Source organism: Actinobacillus equuli (genome assembly GCF_900636745.1).
GTDB classification, from domain to species: domain Bacteria; phylum Pseudomonadota; class Gammaproteobacteria; order Enterobacterales; family Pasteurellaceae; genus Actinobacillus; species Actinobacillus equuli.
In genome coordinates this window covers 785,788-809,967 of sequence record NZ_LR134310.1, presented here as the reverse complement: position 1 = coordinate 809,967, position 24,180 = coordinate 785,788, and the positions used below count along the sequence as shown (strand labels likewise).

Annotated in this window: 21 protein-coding genes; 13 read left to right on the top strand and 8 right to left on the bottom strand. The window is 41.0% G+C overall.

Annotated elements, in window-relative coordinates; all coding sequences use genetic code 11:
• Nucleotides 1-33 precede the first annotated feature (33 nt).
• Both nirK and EL121_RS03660 read left to right on the top strand, forming a co-directional pair.
• On the top strand, nt 34-1,113 hold the full coding sequence (gene nirK / locus EL121_RS03665) for a copper-containing nitrite reductase (protein WP_039197801.1): 1,080 nt from the start codon (nt 34-36) through the stop codon (nt 1,111-1,113).
• Nucleotides 1,114-1,292: 179 nt separating this feature from the next.
• Complete coding sequence (locus tag EL121_RS03660; protein WP_014992139.1) at nt 1,293-1,928, top strand: DUF417 family protein; 636 nt, start codon at nt 1,293-1,295, stop codon at nt 1,926-1,928.
• A gap of 138 nt (nt 1,929-2,066) precedes the next feature.
• Here EL121_RS03660 and miaB read toward each other — a convergent pair whose 3' ends face one another.
• The 4 genes from miaB to ptsH form a co-directional block, all read right to left on the bottom strand.
• Nucleotides 2,067-3,494, bottom strand: coding sequence for a tRNA (N6-isopentenyl adenosine(37)-C2)-methylthiotransferase MiaB (gene miaB / locus EL121_RS03655; protein WP_039197800.1), 1,428 nt, complete (start codon nt 3,492-3,494; stop codon nt 2,067-2,069).
• 188 nt (nt 3,495-3,682) lie between these two features.
• Nucleotides 3,683-4,183: a PTS glucose transporter subunit IIA gene (gene crr / locus EL121_RS03650; RefSeq protein ID WP_005622167.1), complete on the bottom strand. Its 501-nt coding sequence runs from the start codon at nt 4,181-4,183 to the stop codon at nt 3,683-3,685.
• An 84-nt stretch (nt 4,184-4,267) separates the two neighbouring features.
• Nucleotides 4,268-5,989: a phosphoenolpyruvate-protein phosphotransferase PtsI gene (ptsI, locus tag EL121_RS03645; protein WP_039197799.1), complete on the bottom strand. Its 1,722-nt coding sequence runs from the start codon at nt 5,987-5,989 to the stop codon at nt 4,268-4,270.
• A gap of 123 nt (nt 5,990-6,112) precedes the next feature.
• On the bottom strand, nt 6,113-6,370 hold the full coding sequence (gene ptsH, locus EL121_RS03640; RefSeq protein ID WP_005598406.1) for a phosphocarrier protein Hpr: 258 nt from the start codon (nt 6,368-6,370) through the stop codon (nt 6,113-6,115).
• Between the two features lie 253 nt (nt 6,371-6,623).
• On the opposite strand from ptsH, the gene thiP reads away from it, so the two are divergent.
• The 3 genes from thiP to EL121_RS03625 all read left to right on the top strand — a co-directional run bounded on the left by thiP (nt 6,624) and on the right by EL121_RS03625 (nt 10,472).
• A complete protein-coding gene (gene thiP / locus EL121_RS03635) occupies nt 6,624-8,231 on the top strand; it encodes a thiamine/thiamine pyrophosphate ABC transporter permease ThiP (RefSeq protein ID WP_414843478.1) in 1,608 nt (535 codons plus the stop codon).
• On the top strand, nt 8,228-8,878 hold the full coding sequence (gene thiQ / locus EL121_RS03630; protein WP_039197797.1) for a thiamine ABC transporter ATP-binding protein: 651 nt from the start codon (nt 8,228-8,230) through the stop codon (nt 8,876-8,878). Before thiP ends, thiQ begins: the two co-directional genes overlap by 4 nt.
• Before the next feature lie 172 nt (nt 8,879-9,050).
• Nucleotides 9,051-10,472 (top strand): sucrose-specific PTS transporter subunit IIBC, encoded by a 1,422-nt coding sequence (locus EL121_RS03625; protein WP_039197796.1) that lies wholly within the window; start codon nt 9,051-9,053, stop codon nt 10,470-10,472.
• Between the two features lie 250 nt (nt 10,473-10,722).
• On the opposite strand, the gene arcC is transcribed toward EL121_RS03625, so the two are convergent.
• From arcC to aphA, 4 genes are all read right to left on the bottom strand, one after another.
• The gene (gene arcC, locus EL121_RS03620) at nt 10,723-11,670 is read right to left on the bottom strand and encodes a carbamate kinase (protein ID WP_039197795.1); all 948 of its coding nucleotides are present in this window, start codon (nt 11,668-11,670) and stop codon (nt 10,723-10,725) included.
• 14 nt (nt 11,671-11,684) lie between these two features.
• A complete protein-coding gene (locus EL121_RS03615) occupies nt 11,685-12,689 on the bottom strand; it encodes an ornithine carbamoyltransferase (protein ID WP_039197794.1) in 1,005 nt (334 codons plus the stop codon).
• A 492-nt stretch (nt 12,690-13,181) separates the two neighbouring features.
• Complete coding sequence (locus EL121_RS11560; protein ID WP_164997534.1) at nt 13,182-13,355, bottom strand: hypothetical protein; 174 nt, start codon at nt 13,353-13,355, stop codon at nt 13,182-13,184.
• A 61-nt stretch (nt 13,356-13,416) separates the two neighbouring features.
• Entirely contained in the window at nt 13,417-14,130 is a 714-nt protein-coding gene (gene aphA / locus EL121_RS03610; RefSeq protein ID WP_039197793.1) for an acid phosphatase AphA, read from the bottom strand.
• Nucleotides 14,131-14,487: 357 nt separating this feature from the next.
• On the opposite strand from aphA, the gene EL121_RS03605 reads away from it, so the two are divergent.
• From EL121_RS03605 to mraY, 8 genes are all read left to right on the top strand, one after another.
• Nucleotides 14,488-15,822 carry an anaerobic C4-dicarboxylate transporter gene (locus EL121_RS03605; RefSeq protein ID WP_039197792.1) on the top strand — a complete coding sequence of 445 codons (1,335 nt, stop codon included), beginning with the start codon at nt 14,488-14,490 and terminating at the stop codon, nt 15,820-15,822.
• Between the two features lie 228 nt (nt 15,823-16,050).
• Nucleotides 16,051-16,509, top strand: a complete 459-nt coding sequence (gene mraZ, locus EL121_RS03600; protein WP_039197791.1) for a division/cell wall cluster transcriptional repressor MraZ — start codon at nt 16,051-16,053, stop codon at nt 16,507-16,509.
• 25 nt (nt 16,510-16,534) lie between these two features.
• Entirely contained in the window at nt 16,535-17,476 is a 942-nt protein-coding gene (rsmH, locus tag EL121_RS03595) for a 16S rRNA (cytosine(1402)-N(4))-methyltransferase RsmH (RefSeq protein ID WP_039197789.1), read from the top strand.
• Nucleotides 17,477-17,488: 12 nt separating this feature from the next.
• Nucleotides 17,489-17,803 (top strand): cell division protein FtsL, encoded by a 315-nt coding sequence (gene ftsL, locus EL121_RS03590; protein ID WP_014992125.1) that lies wholly within the window; start codon nt 17,489-17,491, stop codon nt 17,801-17,803.
• 3 nt (nt 17,804-17,806) lie between these two features.
• A complete protein-coding gene (locus EL121_RS03585; RefSeq protein ID WP_039197788.1) occupies nt 17,807-19,867 on the top strand; it encodes a penicillin-binding transpeptidase domain-containing protein in 2,061 nt (686 codons plus the stop codon).
• A gap of 23 nt (nt 19,868-19,890) precedes the next feature.
• A complete protein-coding gene (gene murE, locus EL121_RS03580; RefSeq protein WP_039197786.1) occupies nt 19,891-21,396 on the top strand; it encodes a UDP-N-acetylmuramoyl-L-alanyl-D-glutamate--2,6-diaminopimelate ligase in 1,506 nt (501 codons plus the stop codon).
• A 124-nt stretch (nt 21,397-21,520) separates the two neighbouring features.
• Nucleotides 21,521-22,915: a UDP-N-acetylmuramoyl-tripeptide--D-alanyl-D-alanine ligase gene (murF, locus tag EL121_RS03575; RefSeq protein ID WP_039197785.1), complete on the top strand. Its 1,395-nt coding sequence runs from the start codon at nt 21,521-21,523 to the stop codon at nt 22,913-22,915.
• A gap of 112 nt (nt 22,916-23,027) precedes the next feature.
• Nucleotides 23,028-24,110, top strand: a complete 1,083-nt coding sequence (gene mraY / locus EL121_RS03570; RefSeq protein WP_039197783.1) for a phospho-N-acetylmuramoyl-pentapeptide-transferase — start codon at nt 23,028-23,030, stop codon at nt 24,108-24,110.
• Nucleotides 24,111-24,180: the final 70 nt, after the last annotated feature.

Here is a 24,180-nt window from a genome sequence, read left to right as displayed (position 1 = left end):
TAAATGAAGGTTTCACACACGAAGGAATTACCGATGAAAAAGTCTCTTATAGCACTCTGTTTTGCAGCATTTTTAGCTAGCGCTCCACTCATGGCGGAACAAACAAATCTAGAAAATTCTGGTTTAACGCCTGTTGCAAACTTACCGACAATTGAGGCGGAATTAACCGTTGCACCGAATGTACCCAAGCCGTTAACACGTAATACGCCGGCAAAAGTGGTAGTTAAATTAGAGACGCTGGAAAAGGTGATGGAAATCGAAAAAGGTGTGAAGTTTAAATATTGGACGTTCAACGGATCAACACCGGCGCCTTTTATTCGAGTACGAGAAGGAGATATGGTGGAAGTTCAGGTATCCAATCCGGCAAACGGCAAAATGGCACATGCGGTTGATTTCCACTCTGCCGCCGCACCGGACGGCGGGGCAAAAGCCAGTTTAACCGAAATCGGTAAGCAAACGACTTTTGCCTTTCGTGCCATGTCACCGGGGCTATATTTATACCATTGCGGTGCGGATCCGGTCTCGGTGCATTTAGGTAAAGGAATGTTCGGTTTAATGTTAGTTGAACCGAAAGAAGGATTACCGAAAGTCGATAAAGAATTCTATTTAATGCAAAACGAATTTTATGTAAAAGCCGGCGCCAATCCCGATCTGAAAATCTTCGATATGACAAAAGCCGGTTATGAATTACCTGATTATGTCGTATTTAACGGTAAAGTCGGCTCCACTATGGGTGAAAATGCCTTAAAAGCCAAAGTCGGGGAGAAAGTGCGTTTGTTTGTCGGCAATGCCGGCCCAAATAAAATTTCTTCTTTCCATTTGATCGGTAAACCGTTTGATACGGTATATGTGGAAGGCGGATCACTTAAAAATCACCACGTACAAACCACGCTGATTCCGGCGGGCGGTGTCACTGTGGTCGAAATGGAAATGAAAGTACCGGGCGAATATACCTTTATTGATCACAGTATTTTTAGAACCGATAAAGGGGCGAAAGGTAAGTTGATTGTTGAGGGAGCGGAAAATCCGGAAATTTATACCGGCAAAACCAAAGAACAAAAATACGATAAAGTAAATCCGGATGCGGATATTGATGTGGGATATGTTCATTAAGTTTGGCTAGATAATAAACATTTTTTATGCTTTTTGGATATAAGAATATATTGATTAGATTTTTTAACTATAAATTAAAATTTATTTTCTTTTGCCTGTAAGGAATACTTATTAAGGGGTACGAAACGATGATAAGAAATCGTTTCTTATCCTTGAATTTGTATTTATAGAGGTTAAAAATGAACGCATTTAACATTTTTGTTGAATTTGTTGCAAAAATCGTTGCACCGATGCAGCGTCAATTTATCAACTTTATTCGTATTGCGATTTTTATCGTTATGGCGTGGATTGGCGGGCTCAAAGTTTGCCAATATGAAGCGGACGGTATTGCGCATTTTGTATCGAATAGCCCATTCTTCAGTTATATGTATGAAAAAGGCCCGAACCTAGTACCGAATGATAAAGGCGAAATGGTAATGGAATATACCTTACATAAAAATCCTGAAGGTAAAATGGTGGCGAAAAATATTGAATGGCATAAAGAAAACGGTACTTACACCGCTTCTTATATTATCGGTGCAACGATTGTAACCGTTGGTATTTTAACCTTACTTGGTATTTGGAATGCGACGGCAGGTTTGGCGGGGGGCTTACTTACCTTTGGTATGTCAATTGTCACGCTCTCTTTCTTAATTACGACGCCGGAGGCATGGGTACCGAACCTCGGTGGTGATATGCCGACGCCGGCACACGGTTTCCCTTATTTATCCGGTGTTGGTCGCTTAATTGTAAAAGATATTATTATGATGGCGGGAGGCTTAACCGCAGCGGCAGAATGTGCGAATCGTATTCTTGCACGTAAGAAAGCAGCATAAGGAGATCCTTCGACAAGCGGTCTTTTTTGCTGCAAAATTTGCAAAAAATAGACTAAATTTGACCGCTTGTTATAGCTAGATCCAATGTTTGTACATAAAAAAACTCAGCCATAAGGCTGAGTTTTTTTATCTAATCTTTTACAGATTTACGACATATTTGCCGACACCCAGTTCATCTTCTTTACGAGTACGAGCAATCACACTTGCCGCAGATTCTACGACACGTAAGCCCATTTCGTCTTCGGTACGAACCACATCGCCGCGTAATGAGTTGGTATAAACATCGGTGATTTTAATATCTACAAATTTACCAATCATATCCGGTGTGCCTTGGAAGTTAACGATACGGTTGTTTTCGGTACGACCGGTCAATTCCATAATGTCTTTTTTAGACGGACCTTCCACCAATACACGTTGTTCCGTGCCTAACATTGCACGGCTGAATTGCATAGCTTGGTGATTGATACGTTGTTGTAAACGCGCTAAACGTTCTTTTTTCTCTTCTTCCGAAATATCATCCGGTAAGTCAGCTGCCGGTGTACCCGGGCGAGCAGAGTAGATAAAGCTGAAGCTCATATCAAAGTTTACTTGTTCGATCACTTTCATCGTTTGTTCGAAGTCTTCCGCCGTTTCACCCGGGAAGCCAACGATAAAGTCTGAACTGATCTGAATATTCGGACGAACTTCACGTAATTTACGAATGATCGCTTTATATTCTAATGCCGTATGATTACGTTTCATCATGGTTAATACACGATCCGCACCGCTTTGAATCGGTAAGTGTAAGAAGCTCACTAATTCAGGTGTGTCACGATAAACTTCAATGATGTCATCGGTAAATTCAATCGGGTGGCTAGTGGTATAGCGTACACGGTCGATACCGTCAATCGCAGCGACTAAACGAAGCAATTCGGCAAATGTGCAGATGCCGCCGTCAAAGGTTTCACCACGGTAAGCATTTACGTTTTGACCAAGTAAGTTCACTTCGCGTACGCCTTGTTCCGCTAATTGTGCGATTTCAAATAATACGTCATCCACCGGACGAGAAACTTCTTCACCACGTGTGTAAGGTACTACGCAGAATGAGCAGTATTTATTACAACCTTCCATAATTGAAACGAAAGCGGTTGGGCCTTCAGCACGAGGTTCCGGTAAGCGGTCAAATTTTTCAATTTCCGGGAAAGAAATATCAACGATCGCTCGGTCTCCTCCACGGATTTTGTTGATCATTTCCGGTAAACGGTGCAAAGTTTGTGGACCGAATACGATATCAACAAATGGCGCACGTTCACGAATGTGTTCGCCTTCCTGTGAAGCCACGCAACCACCAACACCAATAATCAGATTCGGTTTATCTTTTTTCCAGTTTTTCCAGCGACCAAGTTGCGAGAATACTTTTTCTTGTGCTTTTTCACGAATTGAGCAGGTATTAAGTAATAAAACGTCCGCTTCTTCCGGTTTATCGGTCAGTTCTAATCCGTGAGTAGAATTTAGAAGATCCGCCATTTTTGATGAGTCGTACTCATTCATTTGGCAGCCCCAAGTTGTAATATGTAATTTCGCCATAATTTCTCAAAAAATAATAAGTTATTAATAAGTAGAAAATAAAAGCGTAAAGAGAAATTCCCTTTACGCAAAAACTTATGTCCATTTTACCCGTTTGATTATTTTTTCGCTATAACTAAATAAAATTAGACCAATAAAAATGCCACGATATTTTACTATCGTGGCAGTGATTTATTCAACTAAATCAATTATTTAGTTAATGTTAATACAACGCTTTCACCAGCAACAACTTGACCGACTTTTTTGTCTAGGTTACTAATTTCATCCATATTAGAAATAACAACCGGTGTTAATACTGATTTTGCTTTGCTTTCAAGTAATTCTAAATCGAATTTAATAATCGGGTCACCAGCTTTTACTGATTGGCCTTCTTGAGCTACACGGGTAAAACCTTCACCTTTTAATTCAACCGTATCAATACCGAAGTGAACGAATAATTCAACACCTTCATCAGATTCAATTGAGAATGCGTGGTTTGTTTCGAAAATTTTACCGATAGTACCGTTTACTGGCGCAACGATTGTGTCACCGTTTGGACGAATTGCAACACCGTCACCAACGATTTTTTCAGAGAAAACAACATCTGGTACATCTTCGATGTTTACGATTTCACCTGAAAGAGGCGCATAAACTTTAACCTCTTTTGCCGCTGCTTGTTTTGAGCCAAATAATTTGTCGAAAAAGCCCATAGAAATCTCCGTTATTTAAATAATAAACAAAATTCCCGTACATTCTATACGAGAATTCTGTCTTTGTATGCTATTTATTGAAAATTAGTTCAGTTTAGCGTAAAAATCGTTAACTAATTTTTCAATGTCAGCTGCTGTCGGTTGTGCTAATGCCTCATCCGCAAGCGCTTTTGCATCAGCATAGTTGATTGAGCGAGCAAGTTTTTTCACGTGAGGTACAGAAATTGCACTCATACTAAACTCGTCTAAGCCCATACCAAGTAATAATGCCGTTGCACGAACATCACCGGCTAGCTCACCGCACATACCAGTCCATTTACCTTCAGCGTGTGACGCATCAATCACTTGTTTGATTAAGTTCAATACTGATGGACTTAATGGGTTGTAAAGGTGTGCAATGATTTCATTACCACGGTCAACCGCTAAAGTATATTGAGTTAAGTCGTTAGTACCGATACTGAAGAAGTCCGCTTCTTTCGCAAGATGACGAGCATTTACCGCCGCTGACGGAGTTTCAACCATGATACCTAATTGAAGGTTTTCATCGAATGCTTTGCCTTCCGCACGGAGCTGTTCTTTTAATTCCGCAACGATTGCTTTTAATTCACGAATTTCTTCAACAGAGATAATCATCGGGAACATTACCGCTAATTTACCGAATGCCGATGCACGTAATACCGCACGTAATTGCGTATCTAAGATTTCACGACGTGTTAAACCGATACGCACCGCACGCCAACCTAAGAACGGGTTCATTTCTTTCGGTAAGTTTAGGTACGGTAATTCTTTGTCGCCACCGATATCCATGGTACGTAATACCACTTGTTTACCGCCCATCGCTTCAACAATTTCTTTATATGCTTGGAATTGTTCTTCTTCGCCCGGTAATTCGCTACGATCCATAAATAAGAATTCAGTACGATATAAACCGACAGACTCACCACCATTACGTAATACACCGTCAACATCACGGATTGTACCGATGTTACCTGCAACTTCGATACGGTGACCGTCTAAGGTTTCCGCCGGTAATTCTTTTAATTTCGCAAGTTCCGCTTTCTCTGCCGCTACACGTTCTTGAACCGCTTTGAATTCTGCGATTTCTGCGTCTGAAGGATTAATGTGAATTTGGTTATTTACCGCATCTAAAATTAATGTATCGCCGGTTTTAACACGTGCGGTAATATCATTTGTACCAACGATAGCAGGAAGCTCTAATGAACGAGCCATAATTGAAGTGTGAGATGTACGGCCGCCAATATCGGTAATAAAGCCTAATACTTTATCTAAGTTTAATTGTGCCGTTTCAGAAGGTGTTAAGTCATAAGCAACTAAAATAACTTCTTCTTGAATATCACCTAAATCGATGATGTGCATACCAAGAATGTTACGTAATAGACGGTTACCGATATCGCGGATATCGCCAGCACGTTCTTTTAAGTATTCATCATCAATTTCTGCAAGCATAGAAGCTTGCATATCAATCACTTTACTTGTAGCAACATCTGCAGTTACAAGGTTATCAGCAATATAGCCTAAAATTTCTTCTTCAAGCTCTTCATCTTCTAAGATCATTAAGTGACCTTCAAAGATAGCTTCTTTTTCTTCACCAAGGGTGCGTCTAGCTTTCTCTTTAATCGCTGTTAATTGCGCCGCTGCTTTTTCACGACCAGCAAAAAACTTCGCTTTTTCAGCTTCGATTTGATCTGCTGTGATTTTCTGAGTATTGAGTACGATTGGCTCTTCTTTTAATACGAGTGCTTTGCCAAACACAACGCCTGGAGAAGCTGCGATACCTGTAATCATAGTCTGTCCTTGTTTTAAAAGTGATTCAGTAATGCTTAGATAGCATAATACAACCCTATTACTCCGCTTCTTTATTTAGCAGAGTAGGATAGGGTTGTCTTGTAAATGGGAGCTAAAAAATACTTATTCTAAAGTAGGGATTAAATCTACTAAGAAGTCTACCGCTTTTTGCTCGTCTTCACCTTCCGCAGAAATAGTGATTGTTGTACCTTGAGTTAAACCTAAAGTTTGAAGTTTGAATAAACTTTTTGCGCTTGAACTTTTACCGCCAGAAGTTACGGTAATGTCTGAAGCGAAACCTTTAGCTGCTTTTACAAACTCAGCTGCAGGGCGAGTGTGTAAACCGTTAGGTGCAGTAATAACAACGTCTTTTGAGTACATAAGAAAATTCCTCTTGAATTTTAAAAGTGAAAAAAATCTGTTTTGGTAATCAAACCTATTACTATTTGTGCTAACTTTACTACAAAAAAGATCTAAAAACACGCTTAAAACCAGAAAAACTTTTGATAAAAGTCGAATATTAGCGTATTTATTAACCAAAATGAGTTAACTTTGCCTCATATCAATTTTTAGATGACAAAATATAACCAAACGTTTGCGTAAAAATAGTTTAAAAAAATGTTAAAATAAATCGATTAATTTTATTATTGAGGAAATAATGTTTCATTCTGTATCAAAATTCCCCGCATGGTTAATATATATTACCATTGTCGCTATTTATATTTTTAGTTTGTTTGCATTGGTCGGACATCAACAGGGGGAAACGGTTTGGCAATTTTCAGAAATGTTGCCGATCTTAAAATATAGTGTGTTGCAAGCCGGTTTATCCGCATTATTTTCTACTTTATTCGGTGTTTTATTAGCACGTGCCTTTTTTTATTTAGATTTCCTCGGGAAATCCGTTCTTTATAAAATCATTTCTTTTGTTTGGGCGTTGCCTTCGCTGGTTGTTATTTTTGCTATTATCGGGTTCTGGGGCAATTCGGGAGCATTTGCTCATTTTCTTCAATTTTTAGAGATAAAGTGGGAACTAAAGCTTTACGGTTTGCATGGTATTTTACTTGCCCATTTATTTTTTAATATTCCTTTTGTGATGAAATATTGTTTGGAAGGAATAAATCTGATTCCAAGTGGACAGCATCGTTTAGCGGCACAATTGAATTTGCAAGGGTGGAGTTATTTTCGTGTCGTTGAATTTCCTACTTTAAAAAGTATTTTGCCTTATGTCTTTGCTAATGTATTTCTGATCTGTTTTACCAGTTTCCCTATCGTGCTTATTTTAGGCGGAAGCCCTAAATACAGCACCTTAGAAGTTGCGATTTATCAAGCGGTCACTTTTGAATTTGATTTTGCAAAAGCCACTATGCTGATTATGCTGCAATTAGCGATTGGTCTTTTGTTGCAATTATTAATAGATATGACGGCAAAGGTTGCGTTTAAACAGACTCAAAAAGTACCGTTATCAGTGGAATTATGGAAGCCTAAGCCTTTAGGCTGGCGAAAGTTCGGTTTACAAGCGGTAATATTCTTGCAAAGTTTTGCAATTATTCTACCGCTTGTCACTATCTTATGGGCGGGAATATCCGTTTCTGATTTTGGTGAGCGTTTACTCAATCCAAGCTTATGGCAAGCGGCTTGGTTTTCTTTCTTATTAAGCCTAATCGCTTCGAGCGTAGTGTTAATGTTAGCGTATTTATTAGCTTTAGAAACACGAAAATTAGCTTTTGCAAATAAAAAATGGCAATACGGATTATTAAACAGTGTGGCAACTTATCCGTTGATTTTTCCAGTATTTTTATTAGCGGTAGGATTATTTGTATTATTAATTGATGTGGAATTAAGCAGCACGCAATTATTATGGTTAGTCGGGGTGTGTAACGGTGTAATTCTATTACCTTATATTTATCGGCTGATATTTGCCGCCATGTGGCATTCGTTTACCGCACAAGATAAATTAGCCCGCAGCCTTGGTTTAACCGGATTTCGCCGTTGGTGGATAGTGGAAAAAGATTACTTAATTCGACCGCTTATCAGTGCCTTTGCTTTTGCAATGTCTTCCAGTCTAGGCAGCTTTGCGGTGATTGCATTTTTTGGCAGTCCGGATTTTAGTTCTCTGCCTTATTTATTATACCAACAGCTAGGCAGCTATCGAACCGAAGATGCGGCGGTCACCGCTTTAGTATTGATGTTATTTACCTTATTGCCGTTTTTATTTATTGAACATAAAGAGCATATTAAATGATTCGCTTAGATGTAGATTTTGATTATGAACAAATGCCAATGCGCTTTGCGTTGGACGTGCCTAAGGGGCAACGAGTGGCGATTGTCGGTGAAAGTGGGGCAGGTAAAAGTAGCTTATTGAATCTGATTGCCGGCTTTGAGCAGCCGACAAGCGGTCAAATTTGGCTAAATTCTTGCAATCATACGGCGACACAAGTGGCGGAACGCCCAGTATCTATGCTGTTTCAAGATAATAATGTGTTTCCGCACTTAACTGTTGAACAAAATATCGGATTGGCGTTAGTTGCTAGTTTGAAGCTGAATGATGCACAGCAACAACAAGTTCAGCAGATTGCCCAACAAATGGGGATTGCCGATTTACTTAAACGAAGAGCCGATCAGCTTTCCGGCGGGCAAAAACAACGGGTGGCGCTTGCCAGAACGTTGTTGCGTAAACAACCGATTCTTTTATTAGATGAGCCATTTTCAGCGCTTGATCCGAAACGTCGTGAAGAATTGCAGCTACTGGTTGCGGAGATTTGTCAGCAAGCGGAGCTGACTTTATTAATGGTGACGCACCAATTAGAAGAGAGTCGAGCACTTTTTGATCGAGTTATTACGATTGAAAATGGTCGGATTATTTCTGATCACTTGATGAATGTAGTTTAATGAGAAATTGACTTTGTTTGTACAAAATTCATTCGTTAATTGTTGCTAAACTTGCTAAAATTGTGATCTAATCGACAAAACTAAAACGTTTTAGCAAAATTTGCTTTGTTAGCTAAACCGTTTTAGTTAAAATGCAATCGTTTAATTTTTATATAAAAATAGGTGGCAAACTATGAACTTCCCGAAAATTGCGGAGCAAACGATCGAGAAACTCGGTGGCAAAAGCAACATCACAACGCTTGCACACTGTGCAACACGTTTACGTTTAACGCTGGCAGACGAGTCAAAAGTAGATAAAGAAGCGATTGAGAATATCGAAGGCGTTAAAGGTCAATTCTCAACCAGCGGTCAATACCAAATTATTTTTGGTTCAGGCACAGTAAATAAAGTACATGCTGAAATGCAAAAACAAATGGGTATCGGCGATATGAGTACGTCTGAAGTGGCGGCGGCAGGTGCGGCAAACCAACCGTTATTACAACGCTTAGTAAAAGGTTTAGCGGATATTTTCGTACCGATTATTCCTGCAATCGTGGCAGGCGGTTTGCTAATGGGTATCCACTCAATGCTGACTTCGGTTGGTTTCTTCTGGGAAGGCGATTCGGTTGCGACTAAGTATCCTGAATTTGCAGATTTAATTGATTTCATTAATACGATTGCAAATGCACCGTTTGTCTTCTTACCGGTATTACTTGGTTTCTCTGCAACGCGTAAATTCGGTGGTAACCCGTTCTTAGGTGCGGCACTCGGTATGTTATTAGTTCACCCTGCATTAGCAGACGGTTGGAACTATGCGAAAACCTTAATGGAAGGTAACATCAAATACTGGAACGTACTTGGTTTTGAAATTGAAAAAGTGGGTTATCAAGGTACGGTAATCCCAACTATCGTTTCTGCTTGGGTGTTAGCAACGCTTGAAAAAGGTTTCCGCAAATTTGTGCCTTCTTATTTAGATAACCTTGTAACACCGATGATGTCTTTATTCATCGCTGGTGTGTTAGCTTTCACCGTAATCGGTCCATTTGGCCGTGAAGCGGGGTCTGCGATTTCAGCAGGTTTAACGTGGTTATACGACAGCTTAGGCTTTATCGGCGGTGCAATCTTCGGTACATTCTATGCACCAATCGTAATCACCGGTATGCACCAAACCTTTATTGCGGTAGAAACGCAATTATTAGCGGAAGTGGCGAATACCGGCGGTACATTTATCTTCCCAATCGCTGCAATGTCTAACATCGCACAAGGTGCGGCGTGTTTAGGTGTGGCGTTCGCAATGAAAGATGCGAAAGTACGCGGTTTAGCCGTGCCGTCTGGTATCTCAGCATTATTAGGTATCACAGAACCGGCAATGTTTGGTGTGAACTTACGTTACCGTCAAGCATTCATTGCTGCGATGATCGGTTCAGGTTTAGCGTCTGCGTTTATCGCATTCTTTAACGTGAAAGCGATTGCATTAGGTGCGGCAGGTTTCTTAGGTGTGCCTTCAATCAAACCGGACAGCCTTGCAATGTACTCTGTAGGTATGGCAATTTCATTTATCGTTGCGTTCTCAATCTCAGCGGTATGGGTGAAAAAAGCACAAGCTAAAAAATAATTTAGCGATAAAATAAATAGAGAAAGCCCCTAAATCTTATGGTTTAGGGGCTTTTCGTTTATGCAACAAGCGGTTAAATTTGTTCGATTTTTTGCAAGTGACCGTTTAACCACGGAATACACGGAACTTCACAGAAAACGATGGTATGAATATTCCCATTTATAACCAATCAATTTGTATTAAAAGGGGCGTACTCGGTACGCCCCTACATATTGCAGATTTTTAGTAAAATCTAACCGCTTGTTTTTGATTACTTATAAAACTCAATACCGGAAATGCTATTGGTGACACGGGTTCCCGCTTTACCGGCTACAATATCTTGAATATCGGAAAGTGAGCCGATTGCAGCGTCTTTACCGGTTGCTTTAACAAAGTTAATCACAGCTTGTACTTTTGGTCCCATTGACCCCGGTGCAAATTCGTCCGCCAGTTTTTCCAATTCCGCCGGATTTGCTTTCGCAATTTGTAATTGAGACGGTTTGTTGAAGTTTACGCATGCGGCTTTGACATCAGTTGCGATAATAAATAAATCCGCATCAAGTTGTTGTGAAATCACCGCAGTAGCAAGATCTTTATCCACAACCGCTTCCACACCTTGTAATTTACCTTGCTCGTTACGAATACTCGGCACGCCACCGCCACCGCCGCAAATTACGATTTGATCTTGCGCCAATAGCGCTTTTACCGCTTCAATACCGGTGACGGATTGCGGTTTAGGGCTTGCTACCGCACGGCGGTAATATTGACCGTCTGCCATCACTGTCCAACCTTTTTCAGCGGCTAAATTTTCCGCTTCTTCTTTTGAGTAAACCTGTCCGATTGGTTTGCTAGGTTTGGCAAAAGCCGGATCGTTAGCGTCAACAATCACTTGAGTTACTAAGGTTTGAGTCGGGTGTTCCGGCACGAGATTGGTGAGTTCTTGTTGCAACATATAACCAATCATTCCCACGGTTTGAGAAACTAATACATCAAGCGGGTAAGGCTCAATTTTGTTATCAATCGCATGGTAAGCCGCGTGTTGTAATGCGCTTAATCCGACTTGAGGGCCATTACCGTGTGAAATCACTAATTCATTATTCGGTTTAATTTTTGCTAATTGTTCTGCGGCGATTTTGATATTTGCCGACTGGTTTTGGGCGGTCATTGGCTCGCCGCGTTTTAATAAAGCGTTACCGCCTAAAGCTACTACGATTTTCATATTCGTTCCTTTTATTACGCTAAGCTCGCGACCATTACCGCTTTAATGGTGTGCATACGGTTTTCCGCTTGTTCGAAAGCCACGTTTGCCGGGGATTCGAATACGTCTTCGGTCACTTCGATACCGTTTGCTAGAGCCGGATATTTTTCGGCGATTTGTTTGCCCACTTTGGTTTCACTGTTATGGAATGCCGGTAAGCAGTGCATAAATTTTACTTTCGGATTGCCGGTGCGTTGCATTAATTCCGGTGTCACTTGGTACGGCATTAACATTTCGATACGTTCACCCCAAGTTTCAAGTGGCTCACCCATAGATACCCAAACGTCAGTATGTACGAAATCTACGCCTTTTACTGCGGTATCAATATCTTCGGTTACGGTAATTCTTGCACCGCTTTCCGCTGCGAATTTTTTGCACATTTCAACTAAGCTGTCTTCCGGTAACAATGCTTTAGGTGCACAGATACGCACATCCATCCCTAATTTTGCACCGATTAATAATAAGGAGTTCCCCATATTATTACGTGCGTCACCGATATAAACATAACTGATTTGGCTTAACGGTTTTTCACAGTTTTCAATCATAGTGAGTACATCGGCTAACATTTGGGTTGGGTGAAATTCATCGGTTAAACCGTTGAATACCGGCACGCCAGCGTAGTCGGCTAATTCTTGTACCACAGATTGTTTAAAACCACGGTATTGAATCGCATCGTACATTCTGCCCAACACGCGAGCAGTATCTTTCATTGACTCTTTATGACCGATTTGTGATGAAGTCGGGTCGATATAGGTCACGTGTGCGCCTTGGTCATAAGCCGCTACTTCAAATGCGCAGCGGGTACGGGTTGAGGTTTTTTCAAAGATTAATGCAATATTTTTGCCTTTTAATAGTTGTTGTTCTGTTCCTGCATATTTCGCACGTTTGAGATCACGAGCTAAGTCTAATAAAAATTTGATTTCACGTTCGGTATGATTTACAAGGCTGAGTAAGTGTCTATTTTTAAGATTAAATGCCATGATATTGCTCCTGTGTCTGCTATAAGTAAAAAGTTTTAAAAATTTGACCGCTTGTATAAGTGAAAGAACTTATTCGGGATCGTGGATAAAGGAAATGTGGAATTGCAAGGCGAGAATGCTTTGAAAAGAATTGCGTTGCGATAGCAAAGGTGATTGCTATCTTATGTGTTATACCTAATGAAGGTATAAAAAAGGTAGGATTTAACATTTTTACTCCTAAAAATTTATGGGGTTGGTACTTGAGAGTCGCCATTAACCTTTCTTGTAGAAGTAGGCACGCAATTCTAGCAAAGCAAACGTTTGCTATCAAGTTGTTAATTAAATGACAAAAAGTTAATTTGCTTAATTATGCTTTTATTTTGCATTTCTATGCATTTTAATGCAAGGCGTTTTTATAAAGAAAATGAAAATTTATGAAGATTAAGGAGAGAACAAGCGGTCTGTTTTCAAGATTCTTTTGCAAAAAAGAGAGGAAATTTAACCGCTTATACTTTAATGAGAACGTTTGAATAAACGTTTTAAGGCGAGTAAAGGTAAGGAAATCGGCCAGCTAATTGCCAGCAACAAACTATGCAATACCGCTTTAAGAAAGCCTTTACGTGCAAAGGAAGAAATGAGGCTAATCAAAAAGCAAAACGGAATAACAAGCAGATAGACTTCAATCATAAATAACTCCTAAAAAATAAAAGCTGTTGGTTTTACCAACAGCTTTTATTGTAACGCAGAACTAGTAGCTTGAGTTAATTAAAACTTCTTCACCGTAGCCGCCGGCTTGCGGGTGAGGAACATAAGTTGAGTTTGCCGCACGTAATACACGGATGCCTCGAATGCCGGCTTCTTTTGCCGCTAAAATATCGTCATCACTGTCGCCATAGTGAAGTTGTACTTTATGTTTAATGATCGCAGCCGTTTTGCCTTGTTTATATTCGGATTTTTGACCGCCGGTGAAATTTACCGGTTGCATATTTTTAATGCCAAGTGCTTTCGCCAAGATTGGAGTCACTTGATCGTCTTTGCCGGCAGTACGACCGGTAATCAAGAATATCTGGTCACCACGGGCTTGGTGCATTTCAATTAATGCTTTAGCAGACAGCTTTGGAATGGAATATTTATCACAGCCGGCATTAATTTCATCCCAGAAGTCTTGGTTTTTTAGGTAGCTGTGATCATTCGGCGAGTACTTTTGTTGACCGTAGTAAAAACAGCCACTGGTTGCAGCAACGGTATCATCAATGTCAAAGCTTACATTCATTGGCGGCGTGTCTTTCAAACTCGCTTTGATTTGTTCAATCGAAACCCAGTGAATCGGCGCTTGTTGTTCAGCTTGGCGAACGGTAAAACCGGCTTGGGTATAAGGGACTTTTTCACCTGATGCGTGGCTAGAAAGAGCGATAAGGCTTGCAATTGCCGTAACGGCGATAGATTTAATGCTAGATTTCATATGTCATCCTTTTAAATTGTTATAAAAATAATATTAAATGAGTATGAGACTCTTTTTTATTTTAGTGCTAAAAATCCCTAAAGAAAATAGGTGATAATTTATTTTAGTCAATAAATAAATTATCAATTTAACACTATATTTTTTGGTGTTTTTATTCCACTCAATATCGGTTATCGTAGCACTCGGGACATCGGGAAAATTTTGAGCTGGTGTACTAAATGAGTTTATTTATATTTGTTCAAAATTTAGTGAAAATACCACGAAAGTGTTACGCTGTTTTGATCAAATGCAAAGAATCAGGGTATCAGCTCAAGTAAACTTGTATCCAGTGATTATTTATTATTTTTTGGAGTTTATATGCTTTATGCAGAATTTTTGCTTTTATTAGCATTCCTCTACGCAGGTAGCCGTTACGGTGGTATCGGCTTGGGGGTTGTTTCAGGTATCGGTTTATTTGTGGAAGTATTTTTCCTCGGTATGCCGCTTTCAAAAGCACCGATTGATGTAATGTTGGTAATTTTAGCCGTTGTAACTTGTGCGTCTGTACTTGAAGCAGCGGGCGGTTTGAAATTTATGCTTCAAATTGCAGAACGTATTTTACGTAGCAACCCGAAACGAATTACTCTTCTTGGGCCATTAGTTACTTATGTGATGACCTTAATGTTAGGTACCGGTCACTCAGTTTATTCAATTATGCCAATTATCGGCGATATTGCGTTAAAAAATAAAATTCGTCCTGAGCGTCCAATGGCGGCTGCGTCAGTTGCATCGCAATTAGGTATTACCGGTAGTCCGCTTTCAGCTGCGGTGGCATATTACTTAACTGAGATTACTAAATTACCGGGTTTTGAAGGTGTTACACTTTTAAATATCGTGGCAGTAACCATGTCTGCAACATTTGTTGGTGTACTTGCAATGTCTTTATATAGCTTACGCCGTGGTAAAGAGCTTGAAGATGATCCGGAATATCAACGTCGTATGCAAGATCCTGTATTACGTAAACAAATTGAAGAAACTAGCTCAACTTCATTAGATGAGCAATTACCGACAAGTGCGAAAAACTCGGTATATCTATTCTTAGCGGCGATCGCAACGATTGTAATTATTGCAATGGTTCCTTCAATTAAACCGGTAATGGCAGATACGGGCAAAACAGCCGGTATGGATAAAATTATCCAGATCGTGATGTTAACCTTCGGTGGTTTAATCTTAGTGTTAACCAAAACCGATGTGAAAAAAGTGCCGAATGGCGTAGTGTTTAAATCCGGTATGGTGGCGACTATTGCAATCTTTGGTATTGCGTGGATGAGTGATACTTATTTCAGTTATGCGATGCCTTCATTTAAAGCGGGTGTAACCGAAATGATTAAAGCGCAACCTTGGACATTCGCATTCGCATTATTTGCGGTGTCTGTGGTGGTAAACAGCCAAGCGGTAACTGCGAAAATGTTATTACCGGTAGGTATTGCGATCGGTTTACCGGCACCGTTATTAGTTGGTTTAATGCCGGCAACTTATGCATACTTCTTTATCCCTAACTATCCGTCAGATATCGCAACCGTAAACTTTGACGTAACGGGTACAACGAAAATCGGTAAATACTACTTTAACCACAGCTTTATGGCTCCGGGTTTAGTCGGTGTAATTACAGCATGTTGTGTCGGTATCGCTTTAGCGAATGTGATTATCTAATTCTCTAATCTATTAAATTGATCAAGCGGTCGATTTTTGTAAAAAATTTGCAAAAGTCGACCGCTTGCTTTTTTCTACTTATCTTTACCAAACAAAACATTAAAACAGCTTGCCCGATGAACAACTAACCGATAAAATTCTGATCTTTTAGTGGGAGAAAGTGGGAGATTGTGGATTTTTTGAATCCGGATCTCACTCAATACAGTAATTTTAGTAGCAGGGCAGAAAATGTTTCGTGGCGCAGCTTCAATCAGCATTGATAGTAAAGGGCGGATAGCTATTCCTACTCGCTATCGTGCGGAATTGCGTGAAAAACACGAGGGTATTTTTGTTTGTACCGTAGATATTCGCCAGCCGTGTTTATTGCTTTATCCGTTACATGAATGGGAAGTGGTGGAACAAAAATTACTTGCACTCTCCAATTTTGATCCGATGCAGCGCCGTATTCAGCGAGTTATGCAGGGCTTTGCAACCGAATGTGAAATGGATGCCTCGGGTAGAATTTTACTTAGCCCGGCACTAAGACAGCATGCACAGCTTGAGCAACAAATTATGTTGGTCGGGCAATTAAATAAATTTGAAATTTGGCAAGAAAAACAATGGCAATCACAGATTGCGGAAGATCTTGCATTGGGCAGTTCGGCTGAAATGCTGAATTGCGAAGCCTTAAAAAACCTTTCTTTATAAGATAAATAAGTGAGTTGGAAAAATAATGAATGACACAGTCCATAAGCATATTACCGTATTGCTACATGAAGCCGTTGATGGTTTGGCGATTAAGCCGAACGGTATTTACATTGACGGTACTTTCGGACGAGGCGGTCATTCTCGACTCATTCTCTCAAAACTTTCCGAACACGGGCGCTTAATTGCGACAGACCGTGATCCTCGTGCAATTGCTGAAGCGAATACGATTAATGATCCTCGCTTTCAAATTGTGCATACCGCTTTCTCTGCGATTCCTGAAGTGTGCGAACAATTAGGTTTAACCGGCAAAATTGACGGTATCCTGCTTGATCTCGGCGTCTCTTCTCCGCAGCTTGATGATGCGGAACGTGGTTTTAGCTTTATGCGTGATGGACCGCTTGATATGCGTATGGATACCACTAAAGGTTTATCGGCTGCCGAATGGTTGGCACAAGTTTCGGTGGACGATTTGGCATGGGTGTTAAAAACCTTCGGCGAAGAACGCTTTGCGAAACGTATTGCACAAGCGGTCGTTTCTTACAATAAATCTGCAACGGAAAAAATTTCTCGTACGCTTCAATTAGCGCAAATTATTGCTGATGCGGTGCCTTTCAAAGATAAGCATAAACATCCGGCAACCCGTTCGTTTCAGGCAATCCGTATCTTTATTAACAGCGAGTTAGACGAGTTAGAGAAAGCGTTACAATCAGCCTTAAGCGTATTGGCACCGGAAGGTCGTTTATCAATTATTAGTTTCCATTCGTTAGAAGATCGAATGGTTAAACAATTTATGAAGAAAAACAGTAAAGGTATGGATGTGCCGAAAGGTTTACCTATTTTGGAATCGGAATTAAATAAAAATATTCCGTTAAAAACCATTGGTAAAGCGATTATGCCGAGTGAGGCGGAAATCGAAGCAAACCCTCGCTCACGTAGCGCCGTATTACGTATTGCGGAAAAAAGATAGAGGAGTTAACGAATGGCTAGTAATGAACGTTATCCGCTCCATCAAATTATTTTAGATGATTTAACCGGACACAATAAAGTTGCATTGATTTTACTGATAGCAACGGTGTTAACCGCAATTGGTACTATTTGGATTACTCACCAAACTCGTTTGCTTACCGCAGAGCAAGGAAAATTAGTTCAGCAAAATCGTAAGTTGGAAAATCAATATATTCACTTACAGCTGGAAGAAAATGCAAAAAGCCAGAAATCTCGTGTTGAAGCGGCAGCAGCTAGCTTCGGTTTACAACAGATTAAAAAAGAGCAAGAAGTTATTTTGGTTGAATAAATAATGGCAAAGTCAGTTAAATTAAAGCGTAAACCCGCAGCCTCAGAGCCGAATATAGAGGCAAAAAAACAAGCCAACACTAAAAATGAGCCGAGTTATCTCCCGATTCGTTTTGGTGTTGTTGGTCTTTTCATACTTGTCATGGCGGGAATGCTAATTGCTAAAGCTGCGCATATTCAGTTATTTGATTCTGAACGTCTTATCAATGAAGCGAATAATCGCTCACTCCGTACAAAAGAGCTTCCGTTTACCCGAGGTCGAATTTTAGATCGTGACGGACGCTTCTTATCTATCAGTGTACCGATGTACTCTCTTACTTTAGATCCCCGTGAATATTTTGATAGCAAACTCAGACGCTCATCAGACCGTTGGAAATTGCTAGCAATGGAAATGGGCAGCTCAAAAAGTAAAATTGAGAAAAGTGTCAGCGATTTTATTGAGAAAAAAAATAAATCTAAAGAAAAAGTAGAGTTTGATCCACGCTCGATTTTGAATACTAAAAGCGAGAACTATTGGACGTTGCTGGCGCAATCAACCGGTTTGGATTACAACAGTTTGATTAGCACAGTACGTAATAATCCGTATTCACAATTTGTGGCGCAAGAAATTGCAGCAGCGCAATTGGATCGTTCAAAGATGGAAGCTATCGCTAAAGCGGTTGGAGAAAAATATAACGATTTAATGAATCGTTTGTATAAAGCTTCTCGCCAGCGTTTTATTTATATTGCACGTCATGAATCTGAAAGCATTGCCAATTATGCGCAAGAACTGAAAATTGACGGTATGGTGTTAAAAGCCGAATCACGCCGTTTCTATCCGCTAGCGGAAGAAGCTTCGCAATTAATCGGTTTTACTGATATTGATGACGTACATGGTACGGAAGGTTTAGAGCGTAGCTTCGATTCTCTATTGATTGGGAAAAACGGCCGCCAGGTGATTCGTAAAGACGCACGTGGTAATGTGATTGAAAATATTCGAGATGAAAAACAGTACGATCCGCAAGACGTTATGTTGAGTATCGATGAAGAATTGCAATCCGAAGTATATAAGAAGATCAAAGAAGCGGTTATTGCCAATAATGCCGAATCAGGTACGGCGGTATTGGTTGACGTGCAAACCGGGGAAATTTTAGCGATGGCAAATGCGCCTTCGTTTAACCCGAACAAACGAAATAGCTTTAAACCCGAATTAATGCGTAACCGAGCGATTACCGATACTTTTGAGCCGGGTTCAACGGTTAAACCTTTAGTGGTATTAACCGCATTGCAAAACGGTGCGACCTATCGTGATGAAGTGATTAGTACACGTCCGTTTGTGGTAAATGGTCATACGATTAAAGACGTTGCGCCTCGTGAGAGTTTATCGCTGACCGGTATTTTACAAAAATCGAGTAATATCGGGGTTAGCCGTTTAGCATTACGTATGCCTTCGACCGCATTGGTTGATACTTATAGCAAAGTCGGCTTTGGTAAAGATACCGGCTTAGGTTTAGGCGAACAGCGAGGAACGAACGGTGATCGTAAGCGTTGGTCTGATATCGAACGTGCAACCATGGCATACGGCTACGGTTTAAATGTTACACCATTACAGCTTGCTCGTGCTTATGCCACCTTGGGAAGTTTCGGCATTTATCGACCGCTTTCAATTACCAAAGTGGATCCGCCGGTTATCGGTGAGCGTGTATTGCCGGAAAAAATCACTCGAGATGTGGTGCATATGATGGAAAGCGTAGCACAAAAAGGTGAGGGTGGTCAGAAAGCAGCGGTTGACGGCTATCGTGTGGCGGTCAAAACCGGTACGGCGCGTAAACTTGAAAAAGGTCAGTACGTAGAAAAATATATTGCCTATACCGCAGGTGTTGCGCCGGCAAGTGATCCTCGCTTTGCATTAGTGGTGTTAATTAATGAACCGAAAGCCGGTGCTTATTATGGTGGTTCGGTTTCGGCACCGCTCTTCTCAAGCATTATGGGTTACACCTTGAAAGCAAGAAATATCAAACCGGATAATCTCACTGATACGGAAAGTGCTGTGCGTGAAATTAAGTCGGAACAAAAAGTAAATTAGAACAGAATAAATTAGGTAACAATATGAAACGTTTACTTCCCTTTCTTACCGAATTAGATGCTTGGGTGGCGGAATTAAAACCGCTTAAGCAAATGACGTTAGATTCTCGCCAAGTGAGTGAAGGCGATCTGTTTGTGGCGTTAAAAGGACATCAAGTTGATGGTCGCCAATTTATCCAAAAAGCGATTGAGCAAGGTGCCGCTTTAATCTTAGCGGAAGCGGATGAAGGGCAAGATGAAATCGAGTTGGATGCGAAATTTGCAAAATATAACTTAGATCGTACCGCTTGTAAGGTGGTTTCAGTGCCGAATTTAGCTCGTATTTTGTCGGAAATTGCCGGTGCGTTTTATGCCAATCCGTCCGAAAAACTGACCCTAGTCGGGGTGACAGGAACGAATGGCAAGACTACAAGCGCCCAATTACTTGCCCAATGGCACAACTTGTTAGGCGGAAAATCTGCGGTAATGGGGACGATCGGTAACGGTTTATACGGCAAAGTACAAGAAGCGGCAAATACCACCGGCTCGGCGATTGAAGTGCAACGTAATTTAGCCAGCTTTGTGGAGATGGGCGCTGATTTTTGTGCGATGGAAGTGTCTTCACACGGTTTGGCTCAATATCGTGCCGAAGCGTTAAGCTATGATTTAGCGGTATTTACCAATTTAAGCCGTGATCATCTCGATTACCACAAGACAATGGAAGAATATGCGCAAGCAAAATTCCGTTTGTTTAGCGAATTAAATACTAAAACACAAGTATTAAATGCAGATGATGAGATTGGCCGTGAATGGTTAGCAAAATTACCGAATGCAGTTGCCGTCAGTACCGAGGCTCACTTTAGTAGCGACCATAAATTCGTTAAAGCGACCGATGTGAGCTTTAGCTTACAAGGCGTGAAAATTGCGTTTGAATCAAGCTGGGGTAATGGTGAGTTGAATAGCCGTTTAATCGGTGCGTTTAACGTCAATAATTTACTCACAGCACTGGCAAGTTTATTAGTGCTTGGTCACGATTTGCAAAAATTAATCGAAACCGCACCGCTTCTGCAAGGGGTTGCCGGACGTATGGAATGTATCGTTTCGCAAAAAAATCCGCAAAATAGACCGCTTGTGTTAGTCGATTATGCCCATACGCCGGATGCATTAGAGAAAGCATTGCAAGCTGCACGATTGCATACCGAAGGCGAGCTTTATTGTATTTTCGGTTGCGGTGGCGATCGTGATGCCGGCAAACGCCCGATGATGGCGGCGATTGCAGAAAAATTAGCGGATAAAGTGATTGCGACTGATGACAACCCGAGAACCGAAGATAATACCAAGATTATGGCGGATATTCTCAAAGGTTTCGTTCAAGTGGAGAAAGTACAAGTGATCCACGATCGTGAACAAGCAATTAAAACGGCGATTGAACAAGCCGGTGCAAAAGATGTCATTTTGATTGCAGGTAAAGGGCATGAGGATTACCAGATTATCGGTACGACTAAGTATCATTTTTCGGATCAGGAAACCGCAGCTAAATACCTAGCATAAATATGCTAGGTTACGCATAGTATCGTCGCTCTGCGACGAGTGATTAGGTTGCAGAGCAACCGCACAATCAGTAACCTCGTACATATAGTACGAGGTTTACAGCAAATATTTTTGAAAGAAGAAAATGATAAAACTAACAACAAATGAAATTGCCGGCATTCTTAATGCGCAGTTGATTGGTGATGGCAATGTAGTGGTGGAAACCACTAGCACCGACACCCGACAAGCGGTCGAAAACGGACTGTTTTTTGCATTAAAAGGCGAGAACTTTGATGCGCACCATTACTTAGCTAATGCGGTGGAGCAAGGCTGTGTGGCAGTGGTGGTTGAGCGTGAATGTGAAATTTCCGTACCGCAAATTGTCGTGAAAGATACACGCTTAGCGTTAGGCGAGTTAGCCAAATGGTTAAAAGCGAAACTTAATCCGAAAACAGTGGCGATGACTGGTTCTTCGGGCAAAACCACCGTGAAAGAAATGACGGCAAAAATTTTGCAAAAAATGACCGCTTGTGAAGATGAAGTGCTTTATACCTTTGGCAATTTAAATAACGACCTTGGTGTGCCGATGACCTTATTACGTTTAACGCCGCAACATAAATTTGCGGTGGTGGAACTCGGTGCAAACCATATCGGTGAAATTGCTTATACCACAGCGATCACTCAACCGGACGCTTGTTTAGTGAATAACGTTGCAGCGGCACATTTAGAAGGTTTCGGCTCACTTGCCGGTGTGGCACAAGCGAAAGGCGAAATTTATCGAGGCTTAAAAGCCGGTGGTAAAGCGATTGTGAACCAAGCGTTCTATTACCCGCAATGGCAAAAAGAAATTGGTGAGCATGAGCTGCAATCATTCAGCTATACCGGTTCGGATCAAGATTCGTATGCAGATTTTTGGGCGGAAAATGTGGAATTAGGCTTATCCGGTTCTCATTTCACTCTACATTCTCCGCAAGGCGAAATCGAAATTAATTTACCTTATTTAGGCGCACATAATGTCAGCAATGCTTTAGCCGCAACTTCGCTCGCTATGGCGGTCGGTGCAGATTTAAATGCGATCAAAGCCGGCTTGGAGCAACGCTCGCAAGTCAGAGGTCGCTTGTATCCGGTTGAAGTTAATCAGCATTGTTTATTGATTGATGATACCTATAACGCCAATGTCGATTCGATGAAATCAGCGGTGGCGGTATTAAAAAATTATCCGGCGTTCCGTATTTTTGCGGTCGGTGATATGGCGGAACTCGGCGATGAAAGTGCAGCTTGTCACCAACAAGTGGCGGATTTCGTACGTGAGGCAGATTTAGATTTAGTGGTGAGTTTCGGTAAGCAAAGTGCGGTAATTAGTGGAGAGACTGCACATCACTTTACCGATAAACAAGCAATGCACGATTTCTTATTACCAATTATTTCGCAAAAGATTGCAGAAAAACAACCGCTAGTGTTGTTAGCAAAAGGTTCTCGTAGCCAAAAAATGGAAACATTGATTTCTGCTTTATGCCTTTCTTTGGGCGTTTCTTTTTAATTTTTAAGGTAGGTAGATAGTGAAAATGAGTTGTTGCTCGTAGCACTATCTAGTGTGGATAAAATTTGTGGGCAATTGCCCGCTTAGTATGATTTAACAAGGGTTTTTTCTTATGTTAGTTTGGCTTGCTGAGTATTTAGTTCAATACAATACAGCATTTAACGTTGTATCTTATATTACTTTCCGTGCAATTATGGCATTGCTTACTGCAATGGGAATCGGTTTATGGATTGGCCCTGAAGTGATTCGTCGCTTACAGCTTTTAAAATTCGGTCAAGAAGTGCGTAATGACGGCCCGGAAAGCCATTTCAAAAAACGTGGTACGCCGACCATGGGCGGTATTATGATTTTAATCGCCATCGGTGTGAGTACCTTACTTTGGGCGGATTTACGTAACAGTTATGTTTGGTTTGTGCTGTTCGTGCTATTCGGCTACGGAGCGGTCGGTTTCGTTGATGATTACTGGAAAATCAAACGCAAAAATACCGATGGCTTAATTGCTCGTTGGAAATATTTCTGGTTATCAGTCATTGCGTTGATTGCTGTATTCGGTATTTATGCGGTCGGTAAAGATACGGCGGCAACTCAATTAGTGGTACCGTTCTTTAAAGACTTTATGCCGCAGCTTGGTATTTTCTTTATCATTCTGTCTTATTTTGTAATTGTCGGCACTTCAAACGCAGTAAACCTCACGGACGGTTTAGATGGTTTAGCGATTGTACCGACTATTATGGTGGCATCGGCTTTTGCACTCATTGCATGGGCTACTGGTAACTTTAATTTTGCGCAATATTTACATATTCCGTTTGTACCGAATGCCGGTGAATTAGTGATTCTATGTACGGCAATTGTTGGCGCAGGTTTAGGTTTCTTATGGTACAACACCTACCCGGCACAAGTATTTATGGGCGATGTCGGTTCACTTTCATTAGGTGGTGCGTTAGGCACGATTGCGGTATTAGTTCGCCAAGAATTATTACTCGTGATTATGGGCGGTGTATTCGTGGTGGAAGCGCTCTCGGTAATTTTACAAGTCGGCTCATATAAACTTCGCCAAAAACGTATTTTCCGTATGGCGCCGATTCACCATCACTTCGAATTAAAAGGTTGGCCGGAGCCTCGTGTTATCGTGCGATTCTGGATCATTACCTTGATGCTTGTATTAGTTGGCTTAGTCACGTTAAAACTTCGTTAATCATAGGTGGGCTTGTCCCACCTTTTTCGCTTGCAAGCGGTCTGATTTATCCAAATTTTTACCCATTATA

What these genes read in the sequence shown, in the direction of transcription:
- nirK (WP_039197801.1), top strand. Translation starts at nt 34, where the DNA reads ATGAAAAAGTCTCTTATAGCACTCTGTTTTGCAGCATTTTTAGCTAGC.
- EL121_RS03660 (WP_014992139.1), top strand. Translation starts at nt 1,293, where the DNA reads ATGAACGCATTTAACATTTTTGTTGAATTTGTTGCAAAAATCGTTGCA.
- miaB (WP_039197800.1), bottom strand. Translation starts at nt 3,494, where the DNA reads ATGGCGAAATTACATATTACAACTTGGGGCTGCCAAATGAATGAGTAC.
- crr (WP_005622167.1), bottom strand. Translation starts at nt 4,183, where the DNA reads ATGGGCTTTTTCGACAAATTATTTGGCTCAAAACAAGCAGCGGCAAAA.
- ptsI (WP_039197799.1), bottom strand. Translation starts at nt 5,989, where the DNA reads ATGATTACAGGTATCGCAGCTTCTCCAGGCGTTGTGTTTGGCAAAGCA.
- ptsH (WP_005598406.1), bottom strand. Translation starts at nt 6,370, where the DNA reads ATGTACTCAAAAGACGTTGTTATTACTGCACCTAACGGTTTACACACT.
- thiQ (WP_039197797.1), top strand. Translation starts at nt 8,228, where the DNA reads ATGATTCGCTTAGATGTAGATTTTGATTATGAACAAATGCCAATGCGC.
- EL121_RS03625 (WP_039197796.1), top strand. Translation starts at nt 9,051, where the DNA reads ATGAACTTCCCGAAAATTGCGGAGCAAACGATCGAGAAACTCGGTGGC.
- arcC (WP_039197795.1), bottom strand. Translation starts at nt 11,670, where the DNA reads ATGAAAATCGTAGTAGCTTTAGGCGGTAACGCTTTATTAAAACGCGGC.
- EL121_RS03615 (WP_039197794.1), bottom strand. Translation starts at nt 12,689, where the DNA reads ATGGCATTTAATCTTAAAAATAGACACTTACTCAGCCTTGTAAATCAT.
- EL121_RS11560 (WP_164997534.1), bottom strand. Translation starts at nt 13,355, where the DNA reads ATGATTGAAGTCTATCTGCTTGTTATTCCGTTTTGCTTTTTGATTAGC.
- aphA (WP_039197793.1), bottom strand. Translation starts at nt 14,130, where the DNA reads ATGAAATCTAGCATTAAATCTATCGCCGTTACGGCAATTGCAAGCCTT.
- EL121_RS03605 (WP_039197792.1), top strand. Translation starts at nt 14,488, where the DNA reads ATGCTTTATGCAGAATTTTTGCTTTTATTAGCATTCCTCTACGCAGGT.
- mraZ (WP_039197791.1), top strand. Translation starts at nt 16,051, where the DNA reads ATGTTTCGTGGCGCAGCTTCAATCAGCATTGATAGTAAAGGGCGGATA.
- rsmH (WP_039197789.1), top strand. Translation starts at nt 16,535, where the DNA reads ATGAATGACACAGTCCATAAGCATATTACCGTATTGCTACATGAAGCC.
- ftsL (WP_014992125.1), top strand. Translation starts at nt 17,489, where the DNA reads ATGGCTAGTAATGAACGTTATCCGCTCCATCAAATTATTTTAGATGAT.
- EL121_RS03585 (WP_039197788.1), top strand. Translation starts at nt 17,807, where the DNA reads ATGGCAAAGTCAGTTAAATTAAAGCGTAAACCCGCAGCCTCAGAGCCG.
- murE (WP_039197786.1), top strand. Translation starts at nt 19,891, where the DNA reads ATGAAACGTTTACTTCCCTTTCTTACCGAATTAGATGCTTGGGTGGCG.
- murF (WP_039197785.1), top strand. Translation starts at nt 21,521, where the DNA reads ATGATAAAACTAACAACAAATGAAATTGCCGGCATTCTTAATGCGCAG.
- mraY (WP_039197783.1), top strand. Translation starts at nt 23,028, where the DNA reads ATGTTAGTTTGGCTTGCTGAGTATTTAGTTCAATACAATACAGCATTT.